The following is a 22,992-nucleotide window of genomic DNA, read 5'->3' on the forward strand; positions in this document are numbered from 1 at the left end:
CGCTATTCGCTATCAGTTTGGCAGGTAATGCCTGACTTTATCGCTGTAGGGATCTGTTACTGTTCTGAACAGATCAGAGCCGCCTTACTACCCAGTCCAGCTGGCGTGAAAACCTCATGCGTCATTGCCGGCCTTGCCCTCAGCAGCCGAATCTTTTTGTGGCCACTGAACGCGCATTCGAACCGTCTATTTTTAGGGAGCTTCCGACAAACTGATTATATCCATGTGAGGTTAACGTCTGCTCTTCGCTCTCGTTAACTGGCCACCGAGCGCTTCAACATATCGTTTAAGTGTTGCAGCCATTACTCTCTTTCAATTGAAGTTTTAACAACATGGTTAACTTTATTTCTGTGCTGCAAATGCGCTGCTTCACGCCATTCTTTCCATTGTGCTCTGAGCAATTTTCTACCTGAACCTATCGGTTCATCCAGTAAAACAATCTTTACCAATCTGTCGGCACGAAAATGTCGGAAACCCCTTTTCTTTTCGCACCAGGCAATGAGAAGACAATGAGCCAGGTCATATCCAAGGACAATGGGCCAAGCGATTCTGCTGGAGAATTCGCCATCGGCGGAACGGTACTCAAGTGGCAGTTTTTTACCGCAGCGTATTGCGGCTCTGAATAACCGCGTATCGGTTTTATAGCTGCCTGATTCTTCAGGTTTAATAGCGTCCGCCGATTGATTTAAAAATCCCAGTAATTTTTCAGGTAACACGGATGATATTTTCGACAAAACATCTTTTGCGTTGTTCGCGAGTGTGGCATCCGGCAGGTGTTGCACCAGTTCAACGCCAAGAAATACCGCCTCAAGTTCCTCGTCGCTGAATATCAAGGGTGGCATATCGTAATATACGCTGAGCCTGTAACCAGTACCGGCCTCCCCCTCAACAGGAACACGTTGTCCTGCCAGGTCAGCAATATCCCGATAAATCGTTCGCTTAGATACCTCAAGTTCCTCCGCAAGCCTTGCTGCGGTTACCGGAAAATTTGACCGTCTGAGTATCTGGATGATTTGGAAAAGTCGATCTGCACGTCGCATTTTTTTGTACCTGTTGCCACCACGCTGTCCGCAGGCTTGAACGATGATACTCCAGCAAGCTGCGCTTCTCGCAGCAAAGAGGAAAGTACCATTAAGTTAGTATCAATGCGCCTTATTGTACAAGACATCAAAAAAGCTGTTGAATTTTATGAGCTGGTTATCAGGCTGAATGGCTTGCCCCTGTCTTTGCTGAAATCATCACCTCAGTACCAGTACCAGTACCAGTACCAGTACCAGTACTAGCCATAGGGAGCGTAGAAACGGTCGTTTTCTTCAAAGAAAATTGTGCACAGCCGGCTTCCAATCAGTCAGCTATTCTCGAATTTATGGTGGATGATATTGATAAGGAATTTTTCAGATTAAAAGAATTTGGCAATGAGTTTTTCCATGAACCGAAAAATATGCCTTGGGGAAACAGGACAATGCAGATCCGCGATCCTGAAGGTACATTGATTTCATTTTTCACACCGGTAACTGATACGGCAATTAATCGCTTTAAACGGTAACGGGCATGTCCAAAAAGTTAAATGACGGGATGATAATACTTTTCATTTTTGTCACTTTGACCTGCGATCATTTGGAATGAAATCCAAATGTATCAGCAATGGCTTTATTATTACCGAAAAGCTATTGCTGTTTAAAATAGCGACATCTCCGCTATTCGCTCTTATAAGCCGGACATCATCACATCTCCTTAATAACTGGAGATTGCTTATGACTACAATGCTCCCTTATATCGGCCAAAAACGCCCGCTACAGATATTTCCTGTCTGGGCAATTCGTATCCGGCTCGGGCTGAAAGAGAAAAAACGCAATATTCCTGTTTCTGGCAAAGACAATTTTGGGGTCTGATGTCCGCTTTTCGCTCATAACAGACAAGGGGCATCCAGTTCCCGTGAGTATTGTGCCAGAAGCGGATGCGTGTGCTTTCAGCAAACGCAAACGGTAAGCCGATGCATTTCTCGGTTAAATAAAACGCCTGACTGAGGTTGTCACAGGCATCCCTGAGGCCAAAACAGCAGCCGGCTAACTTGCATGAGAGCCCATTTATTTTTTAGGCTTTAAATCTGGCAAAATACCGGACTACTTAATAATAACTAACCTAAACTCCTCATGTTCCCGCCATTACGGCGGGATTTTTTTTGGCGAATTGCCTTTCATGGCAGTGCTCCGCTGTTAGATCACCGGTTGTGTGGGTGCGGTATCTTTTGCTGCCAGTGGCTTCGATTATAATATTTATCTGTTTAAATCTAACTTCTCAGATAAAAACGCTATGCTCAATGATGTGATGACTCACATTTTCCCGGGAGGGGCTATGGCAGAACACCGTGGTGGGGCAGGAAACTTTGCGGAGAACCCGGAACGGGCCGCTGAGGCGGGCAGAAAAGGCGGGCAGGCCAGTGGGGGAAACTTTAAAAACAGCCCTGAGCGTGCCAGTGAGGCCGGACGAAAAGGCGGTCTGATCAGCCGGAAGGGGCGCCCGGCGGGGTCTGCTTCCTGAGCTGCATTTTTCATAAACCAGTAAAAAGCCCGCCTCCGGCGGGTTTTTTACTCATGAAAACTGTGCCCTCGCCTCATCCGAAACTGAGAACTACACTTAATTTGGTGTCAGAACGCTGACCATTTTACCTTTTTCCAACATCATTTGAGGCCAGCCGGCGCAGTCGGGCTGAGCACCTGGTAAAGCCGGGGCGCCGTAGGGGGCCATCAGCGTGTTAAAGCATTTGACCTTTGCTGACAGACACCCGGGGGACACAGCTGCAGCGCAGCAGGAATACCAGCAGCAGAAAGCAAAGAAAGGAAACCGTGTGACAGCGTCCCGGAGAGGGAAAGCGAAAGCAGTAGCTTCTGTCTCTTTCTGAACGGCGTAGGCAAACGCGGTAACCGGAAGAAAACTGCGTTGAAATTCTTGTCTCTTGCCTGAGGCCTGAAACCGTAGTTCATCCTCCCTTGCCAGTTTGCGTACATGCTGTGTGATTTTCTTTTTAGGTGGATGAGTCAGTTAATTACATTAATCTTTAGTTAAACAAAGTTATTTATTTCAGTTGGCCATGCAAGTGTATGAGTGAGAATTAAAAATCATCATTCAGACAGGCTTCGATATAAAGAGGATGAAATGTCTGATAGCCTCGCAGAAGCAAAACTGAGAATGACGCGGTTGCAGGTTGTCAAAAGCCAGGCCAAAGTACAGCGCTTTCTGTTTATTTATGAAGAAACGGTAAATAACGTGTTCCAGAATTGTTGGGTATAGCCAGCAATGGCTATGCTTTACCTTCGATATGCAGGGAAAATGTGATGTATCATTCCGATCCACAGATGCTGCTGCTGCTTTATTTCGTTCTGCCTGTATGGCTTATTGCCGGATTTGCCGACTGGCTTTGCCACAGAGCAACGGATATAGAAACGACTACCGGACTCAAAGAAACTTACATTCATATCTTGATGTTTTTAGAGATGGGTCTGCCTTTACTTTCAGCCCTCTTTCTGGACGTTAACGCGTTGGTTATTGCGTTCATGATTGTGTTGTTCTTTTGTCATGAGGCCACCGCCTTATGGGATGTCAGCTATGCAGTGACCGCAAGGCGAGTTTCCCCGGTTGAGCAACACGTTCACAGTTTCCTTGAAATGGTCCCCCTTATGGCCCTACTGCTGGTCATCTCACGTCACTGGCCGCAGTTTCTGGCGTTATTTGGTTTCGGGGAAGAACCTGCCCGGTTTGAACTGAAACAGAGAGCAGACCCTTTGCCGACCGGTTATATTGTCGCCGTCCTTACGGGGATTTTTCTCCTGGAAGTGCTGCCTTATCTTGAGGAATACTGGCGTGGAAGAAAAGCCAGGAAAGGCTGATAAGGGGCAGGTTAAACAGGAGAGCAAAATACCTTTATGGGCGATTCAGGGTTTCCTCTTTTACAGACTGTAATTTATTACGCCGATTTCATGTTGTTGACAGGCGCAATTCAGCAATGGCCATACGAATATCACACCGGTGAAAAGCCGAACAGATGCACCGCAAGCCCCATCATTGCTGCAGCAGCAATGACATGAGTGACTTTCCACTTATAGCGGAAAAGCGCAACGGCGGAAGCAACAGCAATAACAGCTGCCCAGACATCAATGCCGCCTTCTGCGCCTGCGGGCCAGATGATGTGCCAGATAAAAAATAATGCCAGGTTAAGAATAACTCCCACTACAGCGGCGGTAATCGCCGTCAATGGTGCAGTGAAGCCAATTTTATTGTGCGTTGTTTCAATAAAAGGGCCGCCAGCAAGGATGAAAATAAACGAGGGTAGAAAGGTAAACCATGTCACCAAACAGGCAGCTACCGCGCCTCCAATGAATAGTGTATCCGGGCCGAACACGGCTTTCGTGTAACCGCCTACAAAGCCCACAAAGGTTACGACCATAATCAGCGGTCCAGGCGTGGTCTCGCCCAGCGCCAGACCGTCCATCATCTGTCCCGGCGTCAGCCAGCTAAAATGTGTAACCGCGCCCTGATAAACATAAGGAAGTACCGCATAGGCACCGCCGAAGGTCAGAAGCGCGGCTTTAGTGAAGAACCAGCTCATCTGCGTAACCGGATGGTCCCATCCCAGCAGGACAACCAGCGATACCATCGGAATGAACCAAAGCACTGCACCGGCAGCGATAACTTTTGCCATACGCAGCCAGCTGAAAACGGCATGGGCCGAAAGCGGTGTGTTGTCGTCAATAACGGCAGCACCATATCTCTTATCCTGCACCTTGTGCTCGTTACCGCCCGTAAAATTTTCCGGTGCCATGCGCCCACCAATGAATCCGGCTACGGCTGCAAAAATGACAATCAGCGGGAACGATACGTTGAGGGCAAAGACGGCGATAAATGCCGCCGCCGCGATGGCCCAGTGTGTGCCATTTTTCAGTGCGCGGGAGCCGATGCGGTGTGCGGCCTGAAGCACAATGGCCGCCACGGCAGGTTTGATACCATAAAATATGCCGGCCACTACGGCTACATCTCCCCAGGCAATGTAGATCCACGAAAGCGCAATGAGAAGCAGCAGCGAGGGGAGTATGAACAGCAGGCCTGCCAGCACGCCGCCCCACGTTTTATGCATCAGCCAGCCAATATAGGTTGCCAGCTGCTGCGCCTCCGGGCCAGGCAACACCATACAGAAGTTAAGCGCATGCAGAAAACGCCGTTCGGATATCCAGCGCCGATTTTCGACCAATTCCTGATGCATAATGGAAATCTGCCCAGCAGGTCCGCCAAAGCTGATAAAGCCCAGCTTCAGCCAGAACAGAAAAGCTTCACGTAAAGTGACCGGAGAGATTTTACTTTCTGTCTCCGGTAGAGCGACGGATGATACTTTGTTCATGATTACTGCACCTTTTTTCACAAGAGTTCAACAGACCGTCAAACACCAGGCAGGCTGCTGACAGCAGTTCGTCATCATCCGTAATATTTTGGCGTAATCCTGCCAAGATGCTTTCGACGCCTACTGCCTCAGCGGGCTGAATACCGCCCACATCGAGATAGTGCACCAGTTGCCCGAAGGCATTCAGTGCCTCCTGCTCAAGACCGAAGCGGGTGACGAGTACTTCAAACGTCACCCGCATGTCTATGTGACTGAAAAGCGCGCCGTCAAAATCAAACCCAATGGCGTCGGGCGGACAGGCATTTGCATTTTCAAGCCACAGAAACCGGGCTTCGTCATCAATGAATCGACGGATAAGCCAGGCGCTGGCCAGCCTGTCAACCCAAGGCCGCTTACGCGTCGCCCACACCTGGCGGCGAAAATCTTCTTTACAGAGTCGGGTCAGGTCTCCTTGCCGGGCATGCGGCTCGTCAGGAGAAATCAGCCAGTTTATATGCAGTTCACATTCAGCAAGAGCGGCTCTGGCCTGTCTCTGCGCTTCGCTGGGAAAAAAGTCAATGGCGCTCAGCTTGTCAAACTCGCGGCGCAATTTCCTGAGCGGCTTAAGCTGGCTGGCTGCGGTATCGCTGGTCAGTCCGTTTCTGCAGGCCGTCAGGTTCTGCAGAAACGCGCCGTACTGTTCTGAGCGGTCAAACAGCGGACGAAGTGCATCGTCTTCTGCAGAATCTGCGGTAAACACGTACGCTGAGCCACCTTCGTCGCGTATCTCCTGACTTGTCTGGACGAAAGTCACATAGCCCTCTTCAACGTCAGGAAGCAGGTATACGCCGTCGCGCAGCACGGCTGCACCTGCATTTTTCAGCGATCGCCATACGCGCATGCGCAGCGTGGCCTGCTCTGTCGAGAGCGTCAGTACAAGAATGTGTATTTTCATTGCGTAGAAATTACTACAAAAAATAATATACGCTACAAATTTATTGATTCTAGGATTAGGCCGCTTCCTGTGTCATTCGAAAACTCAGGAAACAGGCTGGTTTTTGTTTCAGAAAGGGAACCCAGTGAGGAGGATGATAAAATTGCGTTACGCCTTAATCGCTCTGCCACCCGCATGCTTCCGGCCGGCAGTGGCTCAGCAGAAAGAAAGCAGAAACAAAGATTACCTGGCATCCGGTATCATAATGGCAACGCGGTACAGCCGGAGCCGGTGACTTTATTCTGTTTCAATACGCACGATTTTGAGGCGAGCCGGTAGAACACGCTCAATTTCCTTGCGGTGGTAAGGTGAAAGTTTACGCCACTCCCGCGTTTCCTTCAGCGTACGTCCGCAGCCCCGGCACCATCCTTTGGCATTATCGAAAGCACATATGTCTGTGCAGGGTGATTTAGCGGCCATAAGGACTCCTCATTAAAGATATCAAAACCCCTTCCGGGGGATTCCGGCATGAATGCCAGCCAAAATGTGAACCGGGGCGTTATACAGAAAGTATCTCACTACGACTTAAGCATGCCAGAACGTTAACCTTTATATATACTATACCCCAGTATACTACTTAACAACATGGAGGCACCTTTGTCGCATACGCTGAAAGACCAGAAAAAATTGCTGTTGCGCGTTAAACGCATTAAAGGTCAGACAGAATCGCTTGAAAAAGCACTGGAATCAGGCACGGAATGCCTGAAGGTGTTGCAGCAGGTGGCTGCTGTCCGGGGAGCAATCAACGGGCTGATGAATGAATTGCTGGAAGGCCATATTCGGGAACACCTGATGAGTGAATCCGCCACGCCGGAAGATCGAGAAAACGACCTTGAAGACATCGTGGCGGTTATCCGCGCCTATATGAAATAACCGATAAGCCGGATTACCGCAGAAAGGAGAACAAATGCTCTGGATCATAATAAAATACGCCATTACCGCCGGTATGGTGGTTCTGATTTCTGAAGTGGCAAAACGCAGCGACAGGCTTGGAGGGTTGCTGGCCGCCCTGCCTCTGGTTACGGTGCTGGTGCTGGTGTGGATGAAGCTTGAGGGGCAGACGCAGGAAAAGATTGCCAACCACGCCTGGTATACTTTCTGGTACGTAGTGCCGACGCTGCCGATGTTTATCGCCTTTCCATTTTTGTATCAGCGTTTTGGTTTCTGGCTCACCCTGGCGATATGCTGCGTAATGACGATTCTGCTGTTCGTGATCTGGGCCGTTATATTGCGTCGCTTTGGCGTTGAGCTGATGTGAATTTACTCGCCTCCTTTCCTGCCAGACCCTTCACACTTTCAGCAATGACTGCGTCAGCATTAATCCCGCAGTCTGTTGAGCTGATTTCATCATGCGTGCGACGCGCCCTTACAGGAAGTCATTTCAGGTTGACGTTTGAGGTGTAGACATTTCAAGCTCAATGGCGTTTGCTGAAGTTAAGCGGTGCTCTAACCAAAACCATTAATAGAATGATGTAACTAAACTGGCAAAACTATCACTTACCGTATCGATAAAAACTTCATTATTCTGCAACCCACCAGCAGGGTTCCGCATTGATGGCAAGAAAACGTATTAAGCTCAGTAAGCAAGGCCGAAATCCTGCTTATTAATGGCGCAGGATTTCGGCCTGAAGTTAGCCCAAAGTCTTTCAGACCTTGAGCATTTTCACTGTTGTATCCACGTCAATCTCATCTTCCGAGAAAATGAGTGTCGTTCCCTGAAAAGTGGTGATCGCCAGTTTTTTCAGTGAGCGCATTTCACCCGCTTTAGCAGATGTTTTCGGCCTGATACTGCCCATCAGTAAACCCACAGACAGTACCGCATTTTCTTTATCAATGCGGGTATCAGCAGGGACTTCTTCGCTGTAAACCAGGTAAGATTTGATTGATGTGAGCTTGATGCGCTCGCCAGCGATATAGATGTATTTGCTTTCCGGTGCGACTTTCACAGCATAAGCTGACAAGCCTTTGTTATTTGTGGTGGGTTCAAAAGTCACCGACGCATCTTTCTTAATCAACTCCGGGTTAGCGACCTTAATCACATGAAAATAACGGTTATCACCGTTTTCATCTTTGATAAATCCAAAACCTTTATCTTGAAACCAGGTTGTGATCGTTCCGTTCATCGCCATTACCGCCTACTTATTCGTTTATCTACTCAATTTTTTTCAGCGCGCAGTGTAAAACACAATGCGTGCTCAGACTATGTCTTCAGTTTAAGTCTGGACGATAAATTTCTGCTATGCGAGTAGACAGTCAGAAGAAGGCATAAGCGACGCCAACTGAAACGCTGAAGAGGCGACAAGAGAGAAGTGAAGGGACCTTAAGGCTGCGCGTTCGGCGCAGCTGGAAACCATTTAGACGTACGTCGGAACGGGTAAGCGGACACAACCCACTCACTTTGTACCCTTCTCAAACTACGCTAATAAGCGTTACTCATTGCCCCATTGATTCAGGAACGTAGCGATATCATCAATACGCATCTCGTCGATACCCGCTTCAACGGCTATCTCTTTCTGGGTATCTTCACTGATCTCTTCGTTATTCATTAAACGGGTGATCAGCTGCTGAAAATAGCGCGCCAGTGCATCGCGTTCTGAATCGCTTACCGGCTTTGCGGCTTCCGTAGAATACTCATCTACGATGTCATAGTATTTTAATGGTACTTCATTGTTCATAAGTCATTCCCAGAGTGAGTACGTATGGCAATTGCTGCCTGCATCCTATGGCCTGAATAATAACATTATGATTTTGTTTTTTCTGCTCGCCATGCATAACTCAGCGTGAAATTAACACCGTTGTGCTTGCACCGCCAACAGAGTAAATCGCGAAATATCTGGCGCCGTCATTACTGTGACAGGGTGTTCTCAAACGCTCTATTAGACTAACAGCCAGAGTCGTCAGTCGACTTAAATTTCGTTATCATCCGCTCCCCTTTTCCATGCGGATAGCCTGATGTCTAAGATTATCGATACCTTTATTGCCCCGCCCTGCCATGAAAAGATTGAGATTCTCTACCAAGACGATCATCTGGTGCTTATCAATAAGCCCGCCGGGCTGCTCAGCCTCTCGGGGAAAAATCCGCAAAATCTCGATTCTGTGCATCATCGGATGGTACAAATATTCCCCGGCTGCACTCTGGTACATCGCCTTGATTTTGGTACTTCCGGGTTGATGGTGATTGCCCGCAACAAGGCCATAAATGCCGCTCTCTGCCAGCAGTTCAGCCAGCGCAGTGTGACCAAGGTGTACAGCGCACTGCTTTGCGGACATACAGACAATGACGAAGGAGTAATAGACGCTGCGATTGCCAAAGACCCTGCGCTGTTTCCACTGATGACGATTTGCGCAATTCACGGCAAGCCTGCTCGCTCTCGCTATCGGGTCGTTGAGCGCTTTTATCATGAGTTGGACAAGGGGATGTCTCTGCCGTTAACGCGTGTGGCGCTAACCCCGGAGACCGGGCGTACCCATCAACTCCGCATTCACTGCCAGCAGTTTGGCCACCCTATTTTGGGTTGTGACCTGTATGGTGGTCGCCTGCTGCCCGGTACTGAACAGACGCCGCGGCTGATGCTACACGCCAGCGAGTTGCATTTTGCTCATCCCATCAACGGAGAGGGGATCAAAGCCCGTAACGCCTGCCCGTTCTGAATGCGAATGAATCTATGACGATGCTTCCGCAAAGTTACCCGACGTGATGCTAAAGACCCCTGCGGGGAGACTAAACCAGAGGCATTTGAACGTGAGATCTGAGCTCTGTAACCGATGATTACCACATCAGATCATCGGGCACTTTAAAATCAGCATAGGGATCTTCTTCATCCTGCTCTTCCTGACTGAGGGCGCTGTTTAATACAATACTGTTCGCATCTCGCTGCGCAATTTTATCGGCTACGCTCGAGGGGATAATCGCGTATTCACTCTCGCCACTGTTATCAACAACCAAACGAGCAATGGCGAGACGCCCACTAATCAGCTGAGCTTGCGTCATCTTATCCACAACTATTTTTTTAATTAAATTGCCGTCTGTGAAGTTGAAACCAATATCCCCTTTTGAAATGTCGATTCTGTTCATTTCAATGAGTTGCTTCACCTGAGCTTTATACTCTTTAGATAAAGCGGCTTGTTTTTGTTGTTCACTTAGCTGTTTGTCACGTTCTAGCTGTGCTTTTTTGTTTTCTTCAACCGCTTCTCTTGCCGCACGGGCCTGAACGCGTGATTTTTTAGCTGTTCTTTGGACTTTATCCATTTTTTTGCTGGTTACTAATCCAGCTTTAAGCATCTGCTCTTGTAAGGTAAGTTTTGTCATCTTTGTTTCTAAACCAGTTGAATAATTTGCGGGATTATACCTGTAATTTTTGCGGCTATACCAGATCGCAAGCGCTTATCACGATGTGGCTTGAGTTTGAAAGGGTCTAACAGCGCTGGCGTGACCTGTTATCAGGCTTAGACAACCGCTCTGTTAATAATGCCCATTTATGGCAGGAAGCAGACAGTAAGAAGTCGTTCTCTGTCCGCTATGAGCAAAGAGCTGACATTGTGTCCTTACGGGTACGCCTGCCTAGGCGCACCCAATCACATTCAAGGCTTCCAGCGGCGCAGAGAAGTATGATCTTCATAAGGCAATTTTGTTGGCAGGGATATCAGCTCAATGACGCTGCCCCACGGCGTGCGGCCGTAACAGAAAAAGTTATTGTCTCCGACCTCAGTCGGAAACATCAGCGGCTGAGGAGAGGTAAACATTTTCCCGCCGGCACGTTCAAACAGGCTGATGGCTTCATTAATATCATTAACGTATACGGCGAAATGCTGTAACCCGTAGTCGCTTGGCCGCACAGGCTGATTCTGCTCTGGCCCTTTCATTTCAAAAAGCTCAAGCCCCGGCCCGTGCTTCAGCGTCATCATTCTGACTGTGGTGATACGTGTTCCCGGGAACAGATTCAGGATGTTTTCCGTATCTTCCCCTTTCACGTCGTCGTCCGATTGTGAAACGGAGTCATAGATAACTTCTGCACCAAAGGCTTCTTCGAAGAAGCGGGTCGCCTCATCAATATCAGAAACGGTGATGCCAACTGGTCCATACCGCGAATAGTTTCGGTAGACATAATTTTCTCCCAAGGGGTTTACGGATAAGAGTGATGGGATGATCAGCCCTGGTTGGCCGTCATTTTTGCAAGTGCAGCGAGCTGTGCTGATATCAGGCTGCGGGTGTCAGCGTCCGTTATGCTGTCATTTTCGGGATCCAGTCTTGAAGGGGCCTGACCGATCATGACTTCAGGCTTGTTAAGAACCCTTCCGTCCAAAAAGACCAGAATCTGGCGCAGGTGATACTGGGCCCTTGCACCGCCTATCGCCCCGGGTGACGCCGTCAGTATGGCAACAGGCTTGCCGGCAACTGGGGTGTCCGGCAGGCGGGAAAGCCAGTCCAGCGCATTTTTCAGGGCGCCCGGGACGGAGTAGTTATATTCAGGCGTGACGATAATCAGCGCATCCGCTGCCGATATTGCTTTTCCCATTGCCACCACCGCATCGGGGAAGCCATGCGCCTGAAGGTCTGCATCATAGTGCGGTATCTCTCCTACAGAGCCGAGTGCGCTAATCTCCACATGTGTGGGTGCAAGTGAGGCAAGATTGCGCGCCACAATGGCGTTAAAAGATGCTTTGCGAAGGCTACCCAGAAGAGACACAAATTTGAGTGGTTTTTCATATGACATGGCTGTCACCTGTAATTAAAAAATGGATTATCCGGCGGTTGCCGGTGCTTTATTTACTGATAGCGATAAGCCTGGTATAGAATTACACATCGATAAACGCACTATGAGTCGTCACTGAGTCAACTTTATGTCTACCGGATTTACAGCAGAATCCCTGCGGGGAATTACCAACTTTGTCATTACGGCGAAATCGAGCAGCTTCACTGAGGCCGCGGAGCAGTTGGGCATTACCAAATCGGCCGTAGGTAAAAGTGTGGCACGGCTTGAGGAGAGACTGGGAACGCGTCTTTTTCACCGATCAACGCGTAAACTGAGCCTGACGAGTGATGGAGAGGCTTACCTGACCAGTTGCCTCTCGGCGCTTGAAATTCTCGACTCTGCCGAGAATACGCTCAGCAGACGTCAGGAAAATCCCGCTGGGACGGTCCGTATTGATATGCCTGCGTCTTTCGGACGGAATCTGATGATGCCGGTATTAATCGAGATAATGACCCGCTACCCGGCCCTGCGGCTGGCGCTAACTTTCAATGACCGTCTTATTGACCCGGTGGAGGAAGGCGTTGACCTGGTTCTGCGACTGGGAGAGCTACAGAGTACCGATGAGCTGATCGCCCGTCGGCTGAGCCGGCAGCGGCTTATCCTGTGCGCCTCTCCAGCCTATCTTGAGCAGAACGGGCTGCCGGCCGAAATGGAGGATTTGAAAAGCCACTACTGCATTATGGGCTACCGTCGGGGCGCCCCCCTTGCCTGGCGGCTGCGAAAGGCCGGGGAGCGTGAAGTGAAATATATATCCCCCACAGCACATCAGATAAGCGACGGAGATGCCATGATTCAGGCCTGTCTGGCTGGCGTGGGGCTAGCGCAGTTTCCTGAGTCTATGGTTAACAGCCATATCGCCGCAGGCAACCTGATTTCCGTGATGGCAGATCATGCCCCCATCCCGGTTGAGTTGAACGTTATCTGGCCCCGAACAAGGCACCTCATACCCAGAGTTCGCCTAATCGTTGACGCACTGCTGAAAAAGGCCGGAGAAGGCTATTTCGGTTCGATTAGGTAGACTTTTTGTCGTCACTGAGGAGATACCAGGGCCGTTTATCGCCTTTTAGCAAACTTATATCCTTATCGTCCCGCTGCTTTAATTGCCTTACGGGCTGAAACCTTCCCGTCTGCCGGAGCAGTTAAAACGTAAAACATAATGTTACTTACAGGATATTTGTTATGCCATTAGCTCTATGGGCGCTGGCGATAGGTGCATTCGGTATCGGAACAACTGAATTCATCATTGCCGGGCTGCTCCCCGTCATTGCCGTTGATTTTAACGTCACCATCCCCATTGCCGGCTACCTGGCGACCTCATATGCGCTGGGGGTCTTCGTCGGCGCACCGGCCCTGATTATTCTGGGTTCAAAAGTCCCGCGTAAAGCCATGCTGGTTTTCCTGATGCTGCTCTTCGTGGCAGGTAACCTGGTGACGGCGTTTGCCCCGACACTTGGCATTGCCATACTAGGCAGAATTATTACCTCGATGACGCACGGCGCTTTCTTTGGCCTTGGTTCGATTATTGCAGCAGATATGGTTGCACCGTCTAAGCGCGTGAGGGCCATTGCGTTCATGTTTATGGGGCTGACCGTAGCAAACCTTATAGGCGTACCCGCAGGTACCTGGATAGGTCAACACCTCTCCTGGCGTGATGCCTTTATTGCCATAGCCGTGATAGGGGTCATTACGGTTATCAGTATCGGAATGCTCATCCCGCACCAGCCAAAACCCCATAACCAGAGATTTGCGCATGAGTTTAACGCCTTCAGAAACGTCAACGTGCTGCTGGCAATGGGTATTACTGTTTTCGGGCCGGGGGCATTTTTTACATCAATTACCTACATCGCGCCAATGATGACGGAGCTGGCAGGATTTAGTGAAAGCAGCCTCGCGTGGCTGATGCTGCTGTTCGGACTGGGATTGTTTACGGGAAACCAGCTTGGTGGCCGGTATGCCGATCGCGCTCTTATGCCGATGCTCTACATCACGCTGGCTGCTCAGGCCGTCGTGTTACTGATATTCAACTTTACGGCGCACAGCCAGGTTATGTCAGTTCTCTGCATTTTCCTGATGGCTGCGTTTGGATTTGCGACAGTTTCACCTATCCAGAAACTGGTGATGGATAAAGCACGGGCAGCGGGTGCCCCCACGCTGGCCGCTGCGGTTAATATTGGTCTTTTCAACCTCGGTAATGCCGTAGGAGCCTGGCTGGGTGGCGCAGTGATTGCTGCGGGATTCGGTCTGCAATCGCCAAATTGGGCAGGCGCTATATTGTCTGTCATTGCACTGATACTTGCGGTGTTGTCCGGTCTTACGGATAAAACCGGGCACGCTGCAGAGATGAATTAGACGGTATTTTGACTAGCCAGTGAGAAAGTCATCTGAAACATTCACTGGCTATAACAGTTAACGCAAAAATTATTCGCACTTCACTTAACCGGTTAACTAACGTCCGCTTATGGCACAAAGCGGACGGTCAAAGTCGGTAGCGTCTGAAGCCGTTTCTGTATTCAGGATTGTTACTGCCCTGCTTGTACCCTGATTATGGTTTGTCGGATTGTATTAAATTCACGTGCACTGGCACTTACCCCGGTATTAAGACGTTCTGTCTCTACATATCAACCTTAGCGGGGATTACGTCTGGCGAACAAACCTCAAACTGGGACAGGTTAAATACCGCGCATTACGCTCAGTGGATAGTAGTCTGTATAGAAAACAGGCTTAGCGTAGGATATTTTTCGTTTTCCAGGCAGCCCCTTTTAGGTTGATTTAAAAGTAACTTTACCTGTTAAATCACAGAATGTATTTCTGACTTCCTTAGCCAGCGTTACGGCTAAGGTCGGCCTGGTCATTACAGACTCCTGTGAACGCTGATTTTTGTTCATGTCTGTCCTGCACCCGGACCTTGTAGAGGCCGTGCACAACTCTCACTGGAAAGAAGTTCTTTTGAGCCGCCTGGTCGGATACAACCGTAGTTAAATAAGAGAATGCGGGCAATGTGAGGGCTTTCGCCCTCTTCTGGTTATCGGACATTTCAGGCCTTGTATCGACTCACTACTTCTGAAGATCCTTATGTTTACGTATTTTGGCTGGTGGAAATACAGGGATCATTGCCGTATCTGGCGAGTTATACGCATCCCAGTGCCACCAGCCTGCTGTACCATAGCGGGAATTATAGATCGCCATCTTCTGGTTCTTTCTGATGACATACTCAGGCGTACCCATACCAAACACTTCCATCGGAAGGTGGTTTGTTTCAGTATCCAGCAAATGAAAATCAGCAAACACATCATCTTCTTCGGAATCGTATCGAAGTGGTTTCATAAAGCTTCGTTCTTCAGCAGCCAGCTTTTCCTCGATAATCCCTTCTAGTGAGGAATCCAGCGGTATCCACCGGGAACTGACGTACATCAAAGCCATCCTCAGCACCTTTGCCTCTCTGCCTATAGGTACGTCAGTCAGGGCAATAAGGATAACCCGCTCTCCTCGTTTCCAGGCTGCATGTTCTGAGGGATGCCGTCTGAGGGTTTCTTGCCAGGTTCCGGCATCAGTTTCAAGTTTCGGTAGACCAGCAAAATCTCTGACGGGTACGTGTGTGTTTGCAACTTCGCGTTCTTCATTCCACCCGGCCAGTGAGGTAATGACGACAAGCCTCTTTTTTGCAGATGCCGCTGAAGCCAGTTTATCGCTGTTTGCCTCAGCCTGCGGTGTCGCGTTTTGAGCACCGATCAGCAAAACATCGCTCAACCGGGTGCGACCGGCACGTACGCGGCCTGCTGCCTGTTCCAGCCAGCCATGAACCGAGCCGGTGAATCGTTTATTCTTCATTGCAGGATACCAGACGTTAAGTCCCGCCTCCGTCCAAAGAAGGCTCAACAGCCCCAGCAGTTTCATAACCGACTGTGTCTTTCCCCCCGCCTGATTACCAGGAGGTCCGTCTCCTCTTGGTTGCCGATCAACGGGGTTCTCGCCATCAAGGGAAACGGCAAGCTGTACTCTCAGTGTGCCATCGATCTCCTCTTCTACTACTCCCTCTGTATAGCTTTGTTGTCCACTAATCGAGGCTGATGAGTACCAGACACATTCCGGGAAATGCTCAATGCCACTGTTGCTGAACCGGCTGAGATGATATCTGCCAGATTCTCTTCGCAGCCGGATTGCAAACCTGCGGTCACCCGTGCCCGGACAGCAGCACTGCACGAGTGGATCATGACCGTGATGTTGTTTCAGAACGGATTGCCATGATCTGACGAATTTCTCTTCTGTCTGAAATCCCACGCTGTAAGACTTCGTTTCCCCACTACGGGTAATATTAATTTGGTACCGGTTCTTTTTCACGGTCGCCCCCTGTCGTTTTTAACTAACTTATCAGCTCCGATAAAACAGACCAGTCATAACATGAGGTAAAACAGCACTGTCCTGCCAGTTTTCTGAGCCCCTCCCCTGAATTATCTGTAAAAGGCGCGCATCCATTGCCGATAGTACTTAATCACACCAGGAGGATTCATGAGCTTACCGGAACTCAAGAAAGGAACGACAATATATGCCCTGCTTAAAGAGGCGGGTATGGAACTACAAGACTGGCCCCACGCAAACTATCCTCGCCAGAACATGAGATGGGCATGGGTTGAGGGCGATATCGTTGTCATGAATATCTGGATGCATAAAGTGGAGTCGCCTGCCGCACCGGAAGGCAGCTATGTCACCCGGTACATATCCCGTGGTCAGGGTCATGTTGGCGAAGAGACAGACAGAATTTACCAGGCCGTTATCGAGCGAAACCTTCCTGTTCAGGTCATCCTGCATAAAGAAAAAAACAGTAACCTGCGAGTTCTGGACAGCGTCCAGTGGAGTGCGGAATATGAACCGTCAACGGGTGAGATCACACTGACCAGAGGCAAACCGGTCAGGTATATCGATCAGAAAGGATCGGTAGACAGCACATCTGATTCCGAAGAATCACCAGCGGTTAAGCGAAGCAGGAAGTTGCGTGAGATGGCTATGGTCAGAAGCAGCGGCACGTGTGAGCTCTGTGGGAAAAAAGGATTCCGTACGCGCAACGGCGCAATCTTTGCGGAAGTGCATCACATTGTGGCCTTAAAAGATGAGGGGCCTGATGAGCTGTCTAATCTGATCGTACTTTGCCCGGATGACCATCGCAGGGCTCACCACGGTGATGATGCGGTTGAATTACAGCAGGCGTTTGTGAAAATAAGGAATACGAAAAACGGCGTGATGGCTACAGGCAGTTAGTTGTTTTTTTAACGGTGAGGGATGTTTTGATTGTGGTGGCGACTGTTTAAGTTGCATGGCTTGGCATGGTGATCCAGATGCAATTGATGCTGTTGAGAGACTTACGGGCGAGAAGATTGATGTCCGTTCATGTAACGTTAAAATTCAGCTATGAGCAAAAAGCGGACGTTACCGGTTCAGGGAAAAGACGCCACCAGGCTGAACATCTTTAGCTACCTTGCCAGGCTGAACTTCCTGCCTTAGTCATTACGGGCCAGTGTCCGCATCAATGTCACCCCCTTTGTCCTGGAATTTTGACCATAATATCTAAACATACAGGTTCATTCTCTCACCATCCACCTTCTTAACGGTGAAGAAATCAACCTGTTAGCAGCCAATGTTTCCCGGAGATTTCATTTTTCTGTCATTTTTGTTCTTTATGCTGTTAGCTTCCCTACATGGATATTAACAATATGAAAATGAAAGCTATTTCTCTGGTTATTGGCTGTGCGCTCTCTTCATCAACGCTCGCGGCGCAGCCGCAGGTCGAGCGCTATATCGTCAGTTTTCCCGAAGGTACGCGCGTAAGCTACAACGGCGCGTTTGCCAGCGCGTTTCCAAATGGTTTGCCGGTGGGGATCGGCTCCGGTTTGCTGTTTACCGGCAAGCAGGGGGATGCGCTCACCTTCGCAACCGTCACCGATCGTGGGCCGAATGCTGACTCGCCGGATGTGGGTAAGAGAGAGGCAAAAATTTTCGTCACGCCAGAGTTCGCCCCGCTGCTGATGAATATTCGGGTGCAGAACGGCAAAGCGGAGGCCACGGACGCCCGACCGTTGCATGACGATAAGGGCAATATTAACGGATTGCCGCTGCAGGATGGCGTCATCGGATCAACCAATGAAATCGCGCTAAGCGATACGTTGAAAGTGCTGCATGGCGATAACCGCGGTCTGGATACGGAAGGTATTACGCCGGACGGCAAAGGAGGGTATTGGCTGTGCGATGAGTATGGTCCGTTCCTGATTAACGTTGATGCGCGCGGCAAGATCCTGACAATTCACGGGCCGCAGGCAGCAGAGGGAGAGAAATCGATCGCGGGCGGTCTGCTGAACGTTCTCAAATGGCGTCAGCCAAATCGTGGTTTTGAAGGGCTCACCCGCATGCCGGACGGGCGTATCATCGCCGCGGTGCAGAGCACGCTGGATATCAACGGTAAAAGTAAAAAGCAGGCGCGCTTTACCCGCCTGCTGAGCTTCGATCCGGCGACCGGGAAAACCGCGATGTATGGTTACCCTATCGACAGCGCCGCTTACGCTAAAAACAGCGACGCAAAAATTGGCGATATCGTGGCGCTTGACAATCAGCATATCCTGCTGATTGAACAAGGCAGCGACAAAGACGATGCGATGCGCAATCTTATCTATAAGGTGGATCTTAGCCCGGCTACCGAGCTTGCAGCGTTCGATAAGCCTGGCGAGTATCCGGAGTTTGACGACGAGAAAGCGCTGGCGCAGCGCGGCATTAAGCTCGCCGCTAAAACGCTGGTGGTCGATTTACGTCAACTCGGCTGGCAGCAGGAGAAGGCCGAAGGTCTGGCGCTGATCGACAATAAAACGTTGGCGGTCACCAATGACAATGACTTCGGCGTGAGAACGGTCATGCAAAATCCGGTTGAAGGTAAGAAGCGTAAGGATTATCGGGTGACCGAACAGGGGACGCTTACGGTAGATGATAAGCCGGTTGCAACGACTATCGGCGTAAAGCCGTTGAAGAAACTTGAGTCGGACAGTGAACTGTGGATTGTCACGCTGGCGGCACCGCTGAAATAAACACTCTCCCCACCCCAGGCTGCGTCCCTTAATTGCATCACTTTTTGTAAAAGAGCCGGATGCAGCCCAGTTTTGCCATCGACAGATCATTCCTCGGCGTCTGGTCACAGCGGGCTACGGGCCAGACATCGTCTGCTATGAGCGAAAAGCGGCGAGGTAGGGAATGGTAAAGCGCCCCCTGAAAACATTGTGATTTCGCGTTTTTAGACAGCCTGGGCCGCCAGCAGACGCTGAGAGAATGGCTGATCGTGCTAAAAAAGCTGCGACTTCGATATCGAGCGCATCCTGTAAGTTACGATTTCACTGCAGAGCGCAAGAACTCTACAAATGCGCGTACTCGCGCTGATAGATGACGATTCTGGGGGTAGAGAATCGAAAACGGGCGAGAGCGGCCTCCATATTTTTGAAGGACCTCTACAAGGTCTCCACGCCTTAAAGCGTCTCCCACGGCAAAGCGATAGGTTTGATAAAGGCCTCCGCCCGCGTTAACCCAAGCGACAGCCCCTAACGCATCATTAAGTACACGCATCCGGCTCGTTATCTGTTTCTCGATTGAAGTACCTGACTCATCGGTGAACAGCCACTGCAGCGGGCGCCCTGTATTCGGTGATATGTACTGGATGCAATCGTGTTGATTGAGGTCATCAATACGGTATGGTTCACCTTTTTTTGCAAGGTATGTCGGCGTTCCGAATACCCCAAGCGAGGCGTCCTCAAGCTTGAAGGCGACAAGACGCGAATCTTGCAGAACGCCTAGCCTAATTGCCAGGTCAAAGCCCTCTTCAACAAAGTCGATTATTTTGTCCGAGATACTAATCTCGATATCGATCTGCGGATAAAGCTCAGTGAACTTGGGCATTAAGGGTAAAAGGCGAAACGTGCCGTAAGCAGCACTGACGCTAATGCGTAGCGGTCCGCTAGGGACGGTTTGTGAACCCGTGATCGCTCGCTCAGCCTCGGCGATTTGCTCAAGCGCCAGATGACATTCTTTCCAATAGAGCTCGCCTTCAGCTGTAAGCTTGACGGCGCGGGTGGTCCGCAAAAAAAGACGTACTCCGAGGCGCTGCTCGAGCCGACTGATCGACCGACTGACTGCGGCCGGCGTCAAACCGAGAATCTCAGCCGCACTGGTGAAGCTGCCGGTCTCCGCTGCTCTACAGAACTGTTCAATGCTGCCAAGCTGAAGTGGATTACCCGCTGCCATATTGATTACCATTTGTAATAAATGAATTGATTATTACATGGTTTATCAACCACGAACAACGCATTAAGGTACATCTACTGCTACAGCAACAACGCGACAAGGCCGCGCTACTCAAGCAGTGCACGGTTTTGGCTTACACCTCTACATACTTTTAGGAGCTACACTATGACCAGCAAACTGAACGTTTTCACTTCGCCTTCGGCTTTCCCTAACCCACAGCGCCTGCGCCTGTTCATGCATGAAAAAGGGATCGCTGATCAGTTCCAGGAGACTATTTACGACATGACGCCGGTTGGCGAACAGCGTGGATGGCGTCACTTGAAAATGAATGCCTGGGGTGAGACGCCGACCCTCGAGCTTGCTGATGGTAGCTATATCTCCGAAACTGCAGCTGTCGTACGTTATTTGGACCAGTCCTACCCCGGCCGCAAGATCATGGGGGAGACGCCGCTGGAACAGGGCTTGGACAACATGTGGGATAACCGCATCTGGGTTCACATCCTGTATCGAATCGTCACGGCTTTCCACGTTCTGCATACCGGTCTCGGCTTCAAACTCGAACTGACGAAGAACGAAGCCTGGGGCGAACACTGCCGCAAAGAAGCATTGGCCCATGCTGCACTGGTCAACAAACATCTTTCGGACGGACGCCAATGGCTGCTGGGGGGCGACGAGCCTACTTTCGCCGACATCACGCTGGCAACCGCGATCGCGTTCTCGAAGTTCCCGGTGAATGCTACGCCGCTGGACGAACGTTTCGAGTTCCTGGACGCATACTGGCAGCGCTGGCAGCAGCGTCCAAGTTTCCAGGCTGCATATGCAGACCGTAGCAGCGGTATCCCTGAGCTTGATAACAAGGCGTGATCTAACTTTAAAGTCGCGCGAAATCCAACCGTAGATTTCGCGCAATAGAAGAGGTCTACTTAGAGGCGGTAGCGAGCAGGCGTGGTAGTCTGCTTCCGTCGAGGGTAGTCGGTTCAGTGAGATTAAAGCTAACGTCTAAAGCGTTGCGCGGCAGGTGTATAACCCGCTGCGCTTCTTCTGTCATTTTACGGATGTGTAACGTATGAACAAACCTATAAAACTGCCTGGGCTGGACCATCCGATCACGATTACGCCCGAATTTCGCCGCGTTACCGTGACGCTGGGCGGAACGGCCATCGCGGACACCACCCGAGCGCTATGCCTGAAGGAAGCAAGCTACCCGGCAGTCCTATACATCCCGCGCGACGATGTTCGCATGGAGCAGCTCGAGCGTACCGACCATGCAACGTATTGCCCTTACAAAGGGGACTGCGCTTACTACAGCATTCCAGTGGGTGGAGAACGTAGCGTGAACGCCGTATGGACTTATGAACACCCGTTTCCTGGAGCAGCACAAATAGCCTCTTACCTGGCGTTCTATCCTGACCGGGTTGACGCTATCAACGTCGCTTAGGGCGCGATAGAGCTTTTTTGCTCCTTCAGAAACCCGAACCTTGACGCGCTTCACTCCTTGTACCGTCGGTTGATTTACATGTCTGCTTTTGGCACAAAGCGGACATGCGGCAGGGCAAGGTCTGCTAAGAGCGAAAAGCGGGCATTGGCTTTCCAAACATTATTCAGGCAATCCTGAATTCTGGCTCAGCGTAGCTGGATTAAAGACTCATGCACCTGATGCATAAAAATTGCCATATAACTGGCACGCCAGCTTAGCTGCATCTGTTTCAAGGCAGAGTTCGACATCCTTACTGAATCCGCGCTGTTGAAGTTCACAGGCTGAGGAACATTTATAAAGAGGAAGCAGATTTTGCTGCTGATAAAACTGCCAGGCTGCAACCGCCGCCTGTGCTTCTGGTGAGCAGTTTCCGCGCCCCATCACATCGATAATGCCGCCAGCTGCTACGTAATCTTCGACACAGGGACGGATGCTGCCATCAGGCCATCGCTCTCCACAGGGAATGATCAGTATACGTTTAAAGATGCCACATGCATTCGCAGTTGCAGACATATTCCTGAGACAACCACTGAAAACCGCAATCCCGGTATCCCGCGCCCGGAAAGAAAGGGTCGATCCGTTAGGGGATGGCAGGACAAGCCTTTCGCCATCGCTTATGTTTTGAACAGAAACGGGCGACAGGCTGTAACCTTCACCGCTGAATCTTCTCTTCGGGCTGGCTACCTTCGCGCCGATTTTTATACCATATTCGTTTGCGGATTCATCTTTCCACGGATAGGGGTAAATGCGGGCACCTTTTTCAACAGCCAGGCTCACACAGGTGGAAAAGGACATAACGTCGACTATTACGGCGCAATCTGCTTTTTCGGCTAAGTAATCTACAGCCGCCTGGCCCCATTCAAGGCGAACCTCGAACCCATCCTGGCTAAACCATTCCATTATTTTCTCTCGGTTAAAGTTTTTTTGTGAGTCGAATTTAACATAGCTATGTTGAGCTTCGTTTCCTAAAACCTTAACTAACAAATGTCCTCTTTTGGCACATAGCAGTAGTGATGGGCAAAAAAGTGTTATAAGCAAGGAGCGGACATTTAGATTATGTTCAGGAGCACGATTAAAAGCATTGTTAAAGCGATTTAAACGCTTATGGCTAGTGAGTTCGAATGAATCG

General features: G+C 50.1%; 24 protein-coding genes and 2 pseudogenes. 14 read left to right on the top strand and 12 right to left on the bottom strand.

The window, feature by feature from the left end; translation table 11 throughout:
- Positions 1-302: 302 nt before the first annotated feature.
- Positions 303-1,040, bottom strand: coding sequence for a helix-turn-helix transcriptional regulator (locus ACF2G4_RS20595; protein WP_409076334.1), 738 nt, complete (start codon positions 1,038-1,040; stop codon positions 303-305).
- Between the two features lie 90 nt (positions 1,041-1,130).
- On the opposite strand from ACF2G4_RS20595, the pseudogene ACF2G4_RS20600 reads away from it, so the two are divergent.
- The 5 genes and pseudogenes from ACF2G4_RS20600 (at position 1,131) to ACF2G4_RS20620 (ending at position 3,887) form a co-directional block, all read left to right on the top strand.
- Positions 1,131-1,546, top strand: a pseudogene (locus ACF2G4_RS20600) (VOC family protein).
- Positions 1,547-1,754: 208 nt separating this feature from the next.
- Entirely contained in the window at positions 1,755-1,892 is a 138-nt protein-coding gene (locus ACF2G4_RS20605) for a hypothetical protein (RefSeq protein WP_409076335.1), read from the top strand.
- A gap of 463 nt (positions 1,893-2,355) precedes the next feature.
- Positions 2,356-2,541, top strand: coding sequence for a general stress protein (locus ACF2G4_RS20610; protein ID WP_332626428.1), 186 nt, complete (start codon positions 2,356-2,358; stop codon positions 2,539-2,541).
- A 615-nt stretch (positions 2,542-3,156) separates the two neighbouring features.
- Positions 3,157-3,291, top strand: a complete 135-nt coding sequence (locus ACF2G4_RS20615) for a hypothetical protein (protein WP_409076336.1) — start codon at positions 3,157-3,159, stop codon at positions 3,289-3,291.
- A 44-nt stretch (positions 3,292-3,335) separates the two neighbouring features.
- Positions 3,336-3,887: a diguanylate cyclase gene (locus tag ACF2G4_RS20620; RefSeq protein ID WP_215844907.1), complete on the top strand. Its 552-nt coding sequence runs from the start codon at positions 3,336-3,338 to the stop codon at positions 3,885-3,887.
- Between the two features lie 131 nt (positions 3,888-4,018).
- Here the strand turns inward: ACF2G4_RS20620 and chrA are convergent, their stop codons facing one another.
- From chrA to ACF2G4_RS20635, 3 genes are all read right to left on the bottom strand, one after another.
- Entirely contained in the window at positions 4,019-5,392 is a 1,374-nt protein-coding gene (gene chrA / locus ACF2G4_RS20625) for a chromate efflux transporter (RefSeq protein ID WP_409076337.1), read from the bottom strand.
- Positions 5,349-6,320 (bottom strand): chromate resistance protein ChrB domain-containing protein, encoded by a 972-nt coding sequence (locus tag ACF2G4_RS20630; protein WP_409076436.1) that lies wholly within the window; start codon positions 6,318-6,320, stop codon positions 5,349-5,351. The genes chrA and ACF2G4_RS20630 overlap by 44 nt, the downstream gene beginning before the upstream one ends.
- Before the next feature lie 282 nt (positions 6,321-6,602).
- Positions 6,603-6,785: a DUF1289 domain-containing protein gene (locus ACF2G4_RS20635; protein WP_243079632.1), complete on the bottom strand. Its 183-nt coding sequence runs from the start codon at positions 6,783-6,785 to the stop codon at positions 6,603-6,605.
- Positions 6,786-6,962: 177 nt separating this feature from the next.
- Here ACF2G4_RS20635 and ACF2G4_RS20640 point away from each other — a divergent pair, with 177 nt between their 5' ends.
- Both ACF2G4_RS20640 and ACF2G4_RS20645 read left to right on the top strand, forming a co-directional pair.
- On the top strand, positions 6,963-7,238 hold the full coding sequence (locus tag ACF2G4_RS20640; RefSeq protein WP_409076338.1) for a metal/formaldehyde-sensitive transcriptional repressor: 276 nt from the start codon (positions 6,963-6,965) through the stop codon (positions 7,236-7,238).
- 34 nt (positions 7,239-7,272) lie between these two features.
- Positions 7,273-7,623, top strand: coding sequence for a DUF3147 family protein (locus tag ACF2G4_RS20645; RefSeq protein ID WP_409076339.1), 351 nt, complete (start codon positions 7,273-7,275; stop codon positions 7,621-7,623).
- A gap of 388 nt (positions 7,624-8,011) precedes the next feature.
- On the opposite strand, the gene ACF2G4_RS20650 is transcribed toward ACF2G4_RS20645, so the two are convergent.
- On the bottom strand, positions 8,012-8,494 hold the full coding sequence (locus ACF2G4_RS20650) for a cold-shock protein (protein ID WP_215844910.1): 483 nt from the start codon (positions 8,492-8,494) through the stop codon (positions 8,012-8,014).
- Between the two features lie 300 nt (positions 8,495-8,794).
- Positions 8,795-9,040, bottom strand: a complete 246-nt coding sequence (locus ACF2G4_RS20655) for a YmjA family protein (protein ID WP_215844911.1) — start codon at positions 9,038-9,040, stop codon at positions 8,795-8,797.
- A 277-nt stretch (positions 9,041-9,317) separates the two neighbouring features.
- Between ACF2G4_RS20655 and ACF2G4_RS20660 the strand changes: the two genes are divergently transcribed.
- Positions 9,318-10,016 carry an RluA family pseudouridine synthase gene (locus tag ACF2G4_RS20660; RefSeq protein WP_409076340.1) on the top strand — a complete coding sequence of 233 codons (699 nt, stop codon included), beginning with the start codon at positions 9,318-9,320 and terminating at the stop codon, positions 10,014-10,016.
- 118 nt (positions 10,017-10,134) lie between these two features.
- Here ACF2G4_RS20660 and ACF2G4_RS20665 read toward each other — a convergent pair whose 3' ends face one another.
- The 3 genes and pseudogenes from ACF2G4_RS20665 to ACF2G4_RS20675 form a co-directional block, all read right to left on the bottom strand.
- Positions 10,135-10,674: a DUF2058 domain-containing protein gene (locus tag ACF2G4_RS20665; RefSeq protein ID WP_409076341.1), complete on the bottom strand. Its 540-nt coding sequence runs from the start codon at positions 10,672-10,674 to the stop codon at positions 10,135-10,137.
- 272 nt (positions 10,675-10,946) lie between these two features.
- A pseudogene (locus ACF2G4_RS20670) lies at positions 10,947-11,470 on the bottom strand (VOC family protein).
- 42 nt (positions 11,471-11,512) lie between these two features.
- Positions 11,513-12,079, bottom strand: a complete 567-nt coding sequence (locus ACF2G4_RS20675) for an NADPH-dependent FMN reductase (RefSeq protein WP_409076342.1) — start codon at positions 12,077-12,079, stop codon at positions 11,513-11,515.
- Positions 12,080-12,206: 127 nt separating this feature from the next.
- On the opposite strand from ACF2G4_RS20675, the gene ACF2G4_RS20680 reads away from it, so the two are divergent.
- Both ACF2G4_RS20680 and ACF2G4_RS20685 read left to right on the top strand, forming a co-directional pair.
- Positions 12,207-13,136, top strand: coding sequence for a LysR family transcriptional regulator (locus ACF2G4_RS20680; RefSeq protein ID WP_409076343.1), 930 nt, complete (start codon positions 12,207-12,209; stop codon positions 13,134-13,136).
- A gap of 161 nt (positions 13,137-13,297) precedes the next feature.
- Entirely contained in the window at positions 13,298-14,467 is a 1,170-nt protein-coding gene (locus ACF2G4_RS20685) for an MFS transporter (protein WP_409076344.1), read from the top strand.
- A gap of 705 nt (positions 14,468-15,172) precedes the next feature.
- Here the strand turns inward: ACF2G4_RS20685 and ACF2G4_RS20690 are convergent.
- Positions 15,173-16,456: a DUF1173 family protein gene (locus ACF2G4_RS20690; RefSeq protein WP_409076345.1), complete on the bottom strand. Its 1,284-nt coding sequence runs from the start codon at positions 16,454-16,456 to the stop codon at positions 15,173-15,175.
- A gap of 168 nt (positions 16,457-16,624) precedes the next feature.
- Here ACF2G4_RS20690 and ACF2G4_RS20695 point away from each other — a divergent pair, with 168 nt between their 5' ends.
- Together ACF2G4_RS20695 and ACF2G4_RS20700 are read left to right on the top strand one after the other, a co-directional pair.
- A complete protein-coding gene (locus tag ACF2G4_RS20695; protein WP_409076346.1) occupies positions 16,625-17,371 on the top strand; it encodes an HNH endonuclease in 747 nt (248 codons plus the stop codon).
- Positions 17,372-17,823: 452 nt separating this feature from the next.
- Entirely contained in the window at positions 17,824-19,182 is a 1,359-nt protein-coding gene (locus ACF2G4_RS20700) for an esterase-like activity of phytase family protein (protein WP_409076347.1), read from the top strand.
- A gap of 292 nt (positions 19,183-19,474) precedes the next feature.
- Here the strand turns inward: ACF2G4_RS20700 and ACF2G4_RS20705 are convergent, their stop codons facing one another.
- The gene (locus ACF2G4_RS20705) at positions 19,475-20,386 is read right to left on the bottom strand and encodes a LysR family transcriptional regulator (RefSeq protein ID WP_243079621.1); all 912 of its coding nucleotides are present in this window, start codon (positions 20,384-20,386) and stop codon (positions 19,475-19,477) included.
- 165 nt (positions 20,387-20,551) lie between these two features.
- On the opposite strand from ACF2G4_RS20705, the gene ACF2G4_RS20710 reads away from it, so the two are divergent.
- Together ACF2G4_RS20710 and ACF2G4_RS20715 are read left to right on the top strand one after the other, a co-directional pair.
- Positions 20,552-21,250, top strand: a complete 699-nt coding sequence (locus tag ACF2G4_RS20710) for a glutathione S-transferase family protein (RefSeq protein ID WP_409076348.1) — start codon at positions 20,552-20,554, stop codon at positions 21,248-21,250.
- Between the two features lie 202 nt (positions 21,251-21,452).
- Positions 21,453-21,824 (top strand): DUF427 domain-containing protein, encoded by a 372-nt coding sequence (locus ACF2G4_RS20715; protein ID WP_409076349.1) that lies wholly within the window; start codon positions 21,453-21,455, stop codon positions 21,822-21,824.
- Between the two features lie 207 nt (positions 21,825-22,031).
- Here the strand turns inward: ACF2G4_RS20715 and ACF2G4_RS20720 are convergent, their stop codons facing one another.
- Positions 22,032-22,763: a 2-phosphosulfolactate phosphatase gene (locus tag ACF2G4_RS20720; RefSeq protein ID WP_409076437.1), complete on the bottom strand. Its 732-nt coding sequence runs from the start codon at positions 22,761-22,763 to the stop codon at positions 22,032-22,034.
- Positions 22,764-22,992: the final 229 nt, after the last annotated feature.

This window comes from Pantoea phytostimulans, from assembly GCF_046118715.1.
GTDB classification, from domain to species: domain Bacteria; phylum Pseudomonadota; class Gammaproteobacteria; order Enterobacterales; family Enterobacteriaceae; genus Pantoea; species Pantoea phytostimulans.

Bases quoted from the DNA above. Each gene is read 5' to 3' on its own strand.
- chrA (WP_409076337.1), bottom strand. From the start codon at position 5,392: ATGAACAAAGTATCATCCGTCGCTCTACCGGAGACAGAAAGTAAAATC.
- ACF2G4_RS20685 (WP_409076344.1), top strand. From the start codon at position 13,298: ATGCCATTAGCTCTATGGGCGCTGGCGATAGGTGCATTCGGTATCGGA.
- ACF2G4_RS20635 (WP_243079632.1), bottom strand. From the start codon at position 6,785: ATGGCCGCTAAATCACCCTGCACAGACATATGTGCTTTCGATAATGCC.
- ACF2G4_RS20710 (WP_409076348.1), top strand. From the start codon at position 20,552: ATGACCAGCAAACTGAACGTTTTCACTTCGCCTTCGGCTTTCCCTAAC.
- ACF2G4_RS20700 (WP_409076347.1), top strand. From the start codon at position 17,824: ATGAAAATGAAAGCTATTTCTCTGGTTATTGGCTGTGCGCTCTCTTCA.
- ACF2G4_RS20595 (WP_409076334.1), bottom strand. From the start codon at position 1,040: ATGCGACGTGCAGATCGACTTTTCCAAATCATCCAGATACTCAGACGG.
- ACF2G4_RS20695 (WP_409076346.1), top strand. From the start codon at position 16,625: ATGAGCTTACCGGAACTCAAGAAAGGAACGACAATATATGCCCTGCTT.
- ACF2G4_RS20660 (WP_409076340.1), top strand. From the start codon at position 9,318: ATGTCTAAGATTATCGATACCTTTATTGCCCCGCCCTGCCATGAAAAG.
- ACF2G4_RS20680 (WP_409076343.1), top strand. From the start codon at position 12,207: ATGTCTACCGGATTTACAGCAGAATCCCTGCGGGGAATTACCAACTTT.
- ACF2G4_RS20615 (WP_409076336.1), top strand. From the start codon at position 3,157: ATGTCTGATAGCCTCGCAGAAGCAAAACTGAGAATGACGCGGTTGCAG.
- ACF2G4_RS20650 (WP_215844910.1), bottom strand. From the start codon at position 8,494: ATGGCGATGAACGGAACGATCACAACCTGGTTTCAAGATAAAGGTTTT.
- ACF2G4_RS20715 (WP_409076349.1), top strand. From the start codon at position 21,453: ATGAACAAACCTATAAAACTGCCTGGGCTGGACCATCCGATCACGATT.
- ACF2G4_RS20675 (WP_409076342.1), bottom strand. From the start codon at position 12,079: ATGTCATATGAAAAACCACTCAAATTTGTGTCTCTTCTGGGTAGCCTT.
- ACF2G4_RS20665 (WP_409076341.1), bottom strand. From the start codon at position 10,674: ATGACAAAACTTACCTTACAAGAGCAGATGCTTAAAGCTGGATTAGTA.
- ACF2G4_RS20610 (WP_332626428.1), top strand. From the start codon at position 2,356: ATGGCAGAACACCGTGGTGGGGCAGGAAACTTTGCGGAGAACCCGGAA.
- ACF2G4_RS20620 (WP_215844907.1), top strand. From the start codon at position 3,336: ATGTATCATTCCGATCCACAGATGCTGCTGCTGCTTTATTTCGTTCTG.
- ACF2G4_RS20705 (WP_243079621.1), bottom strand. From the start codon at position 20,386: ATGGCAGCGGGTAATCCACTTCAGCTTGGCAGCATTGAACAGTTCTGT.
- ACF2G4_RS20655 (WP_215844911.1), bottom strand. From the start codon at position 9,040: ATGAACAATGAAGTACCATTAAAATACTATGACATCGTAGATGAGTAT.
- ACF2G4_RS20605 (WP_409076335.1), top strand. From the start codon at position 1,755: ATGACTACAATGCTCCCTTATATCGGCCAAAAACGCCCGCTACAGATA.
- ACF2G4_RS20645 (WP_409076339.1), top strand. From the start codon at position 7,273: ATGCTCTGGATCATAATAAAATACGCCATTACCGCCGGTATGGTGGTT.
- ACF2G4_RS20720 (WP_409076437.1), bottom strand. From the start codon at position 22,763: ATGGAATGGTTTAGCCAGGATGGGTTCGAGGTTCGCCTTGAATGGGGC.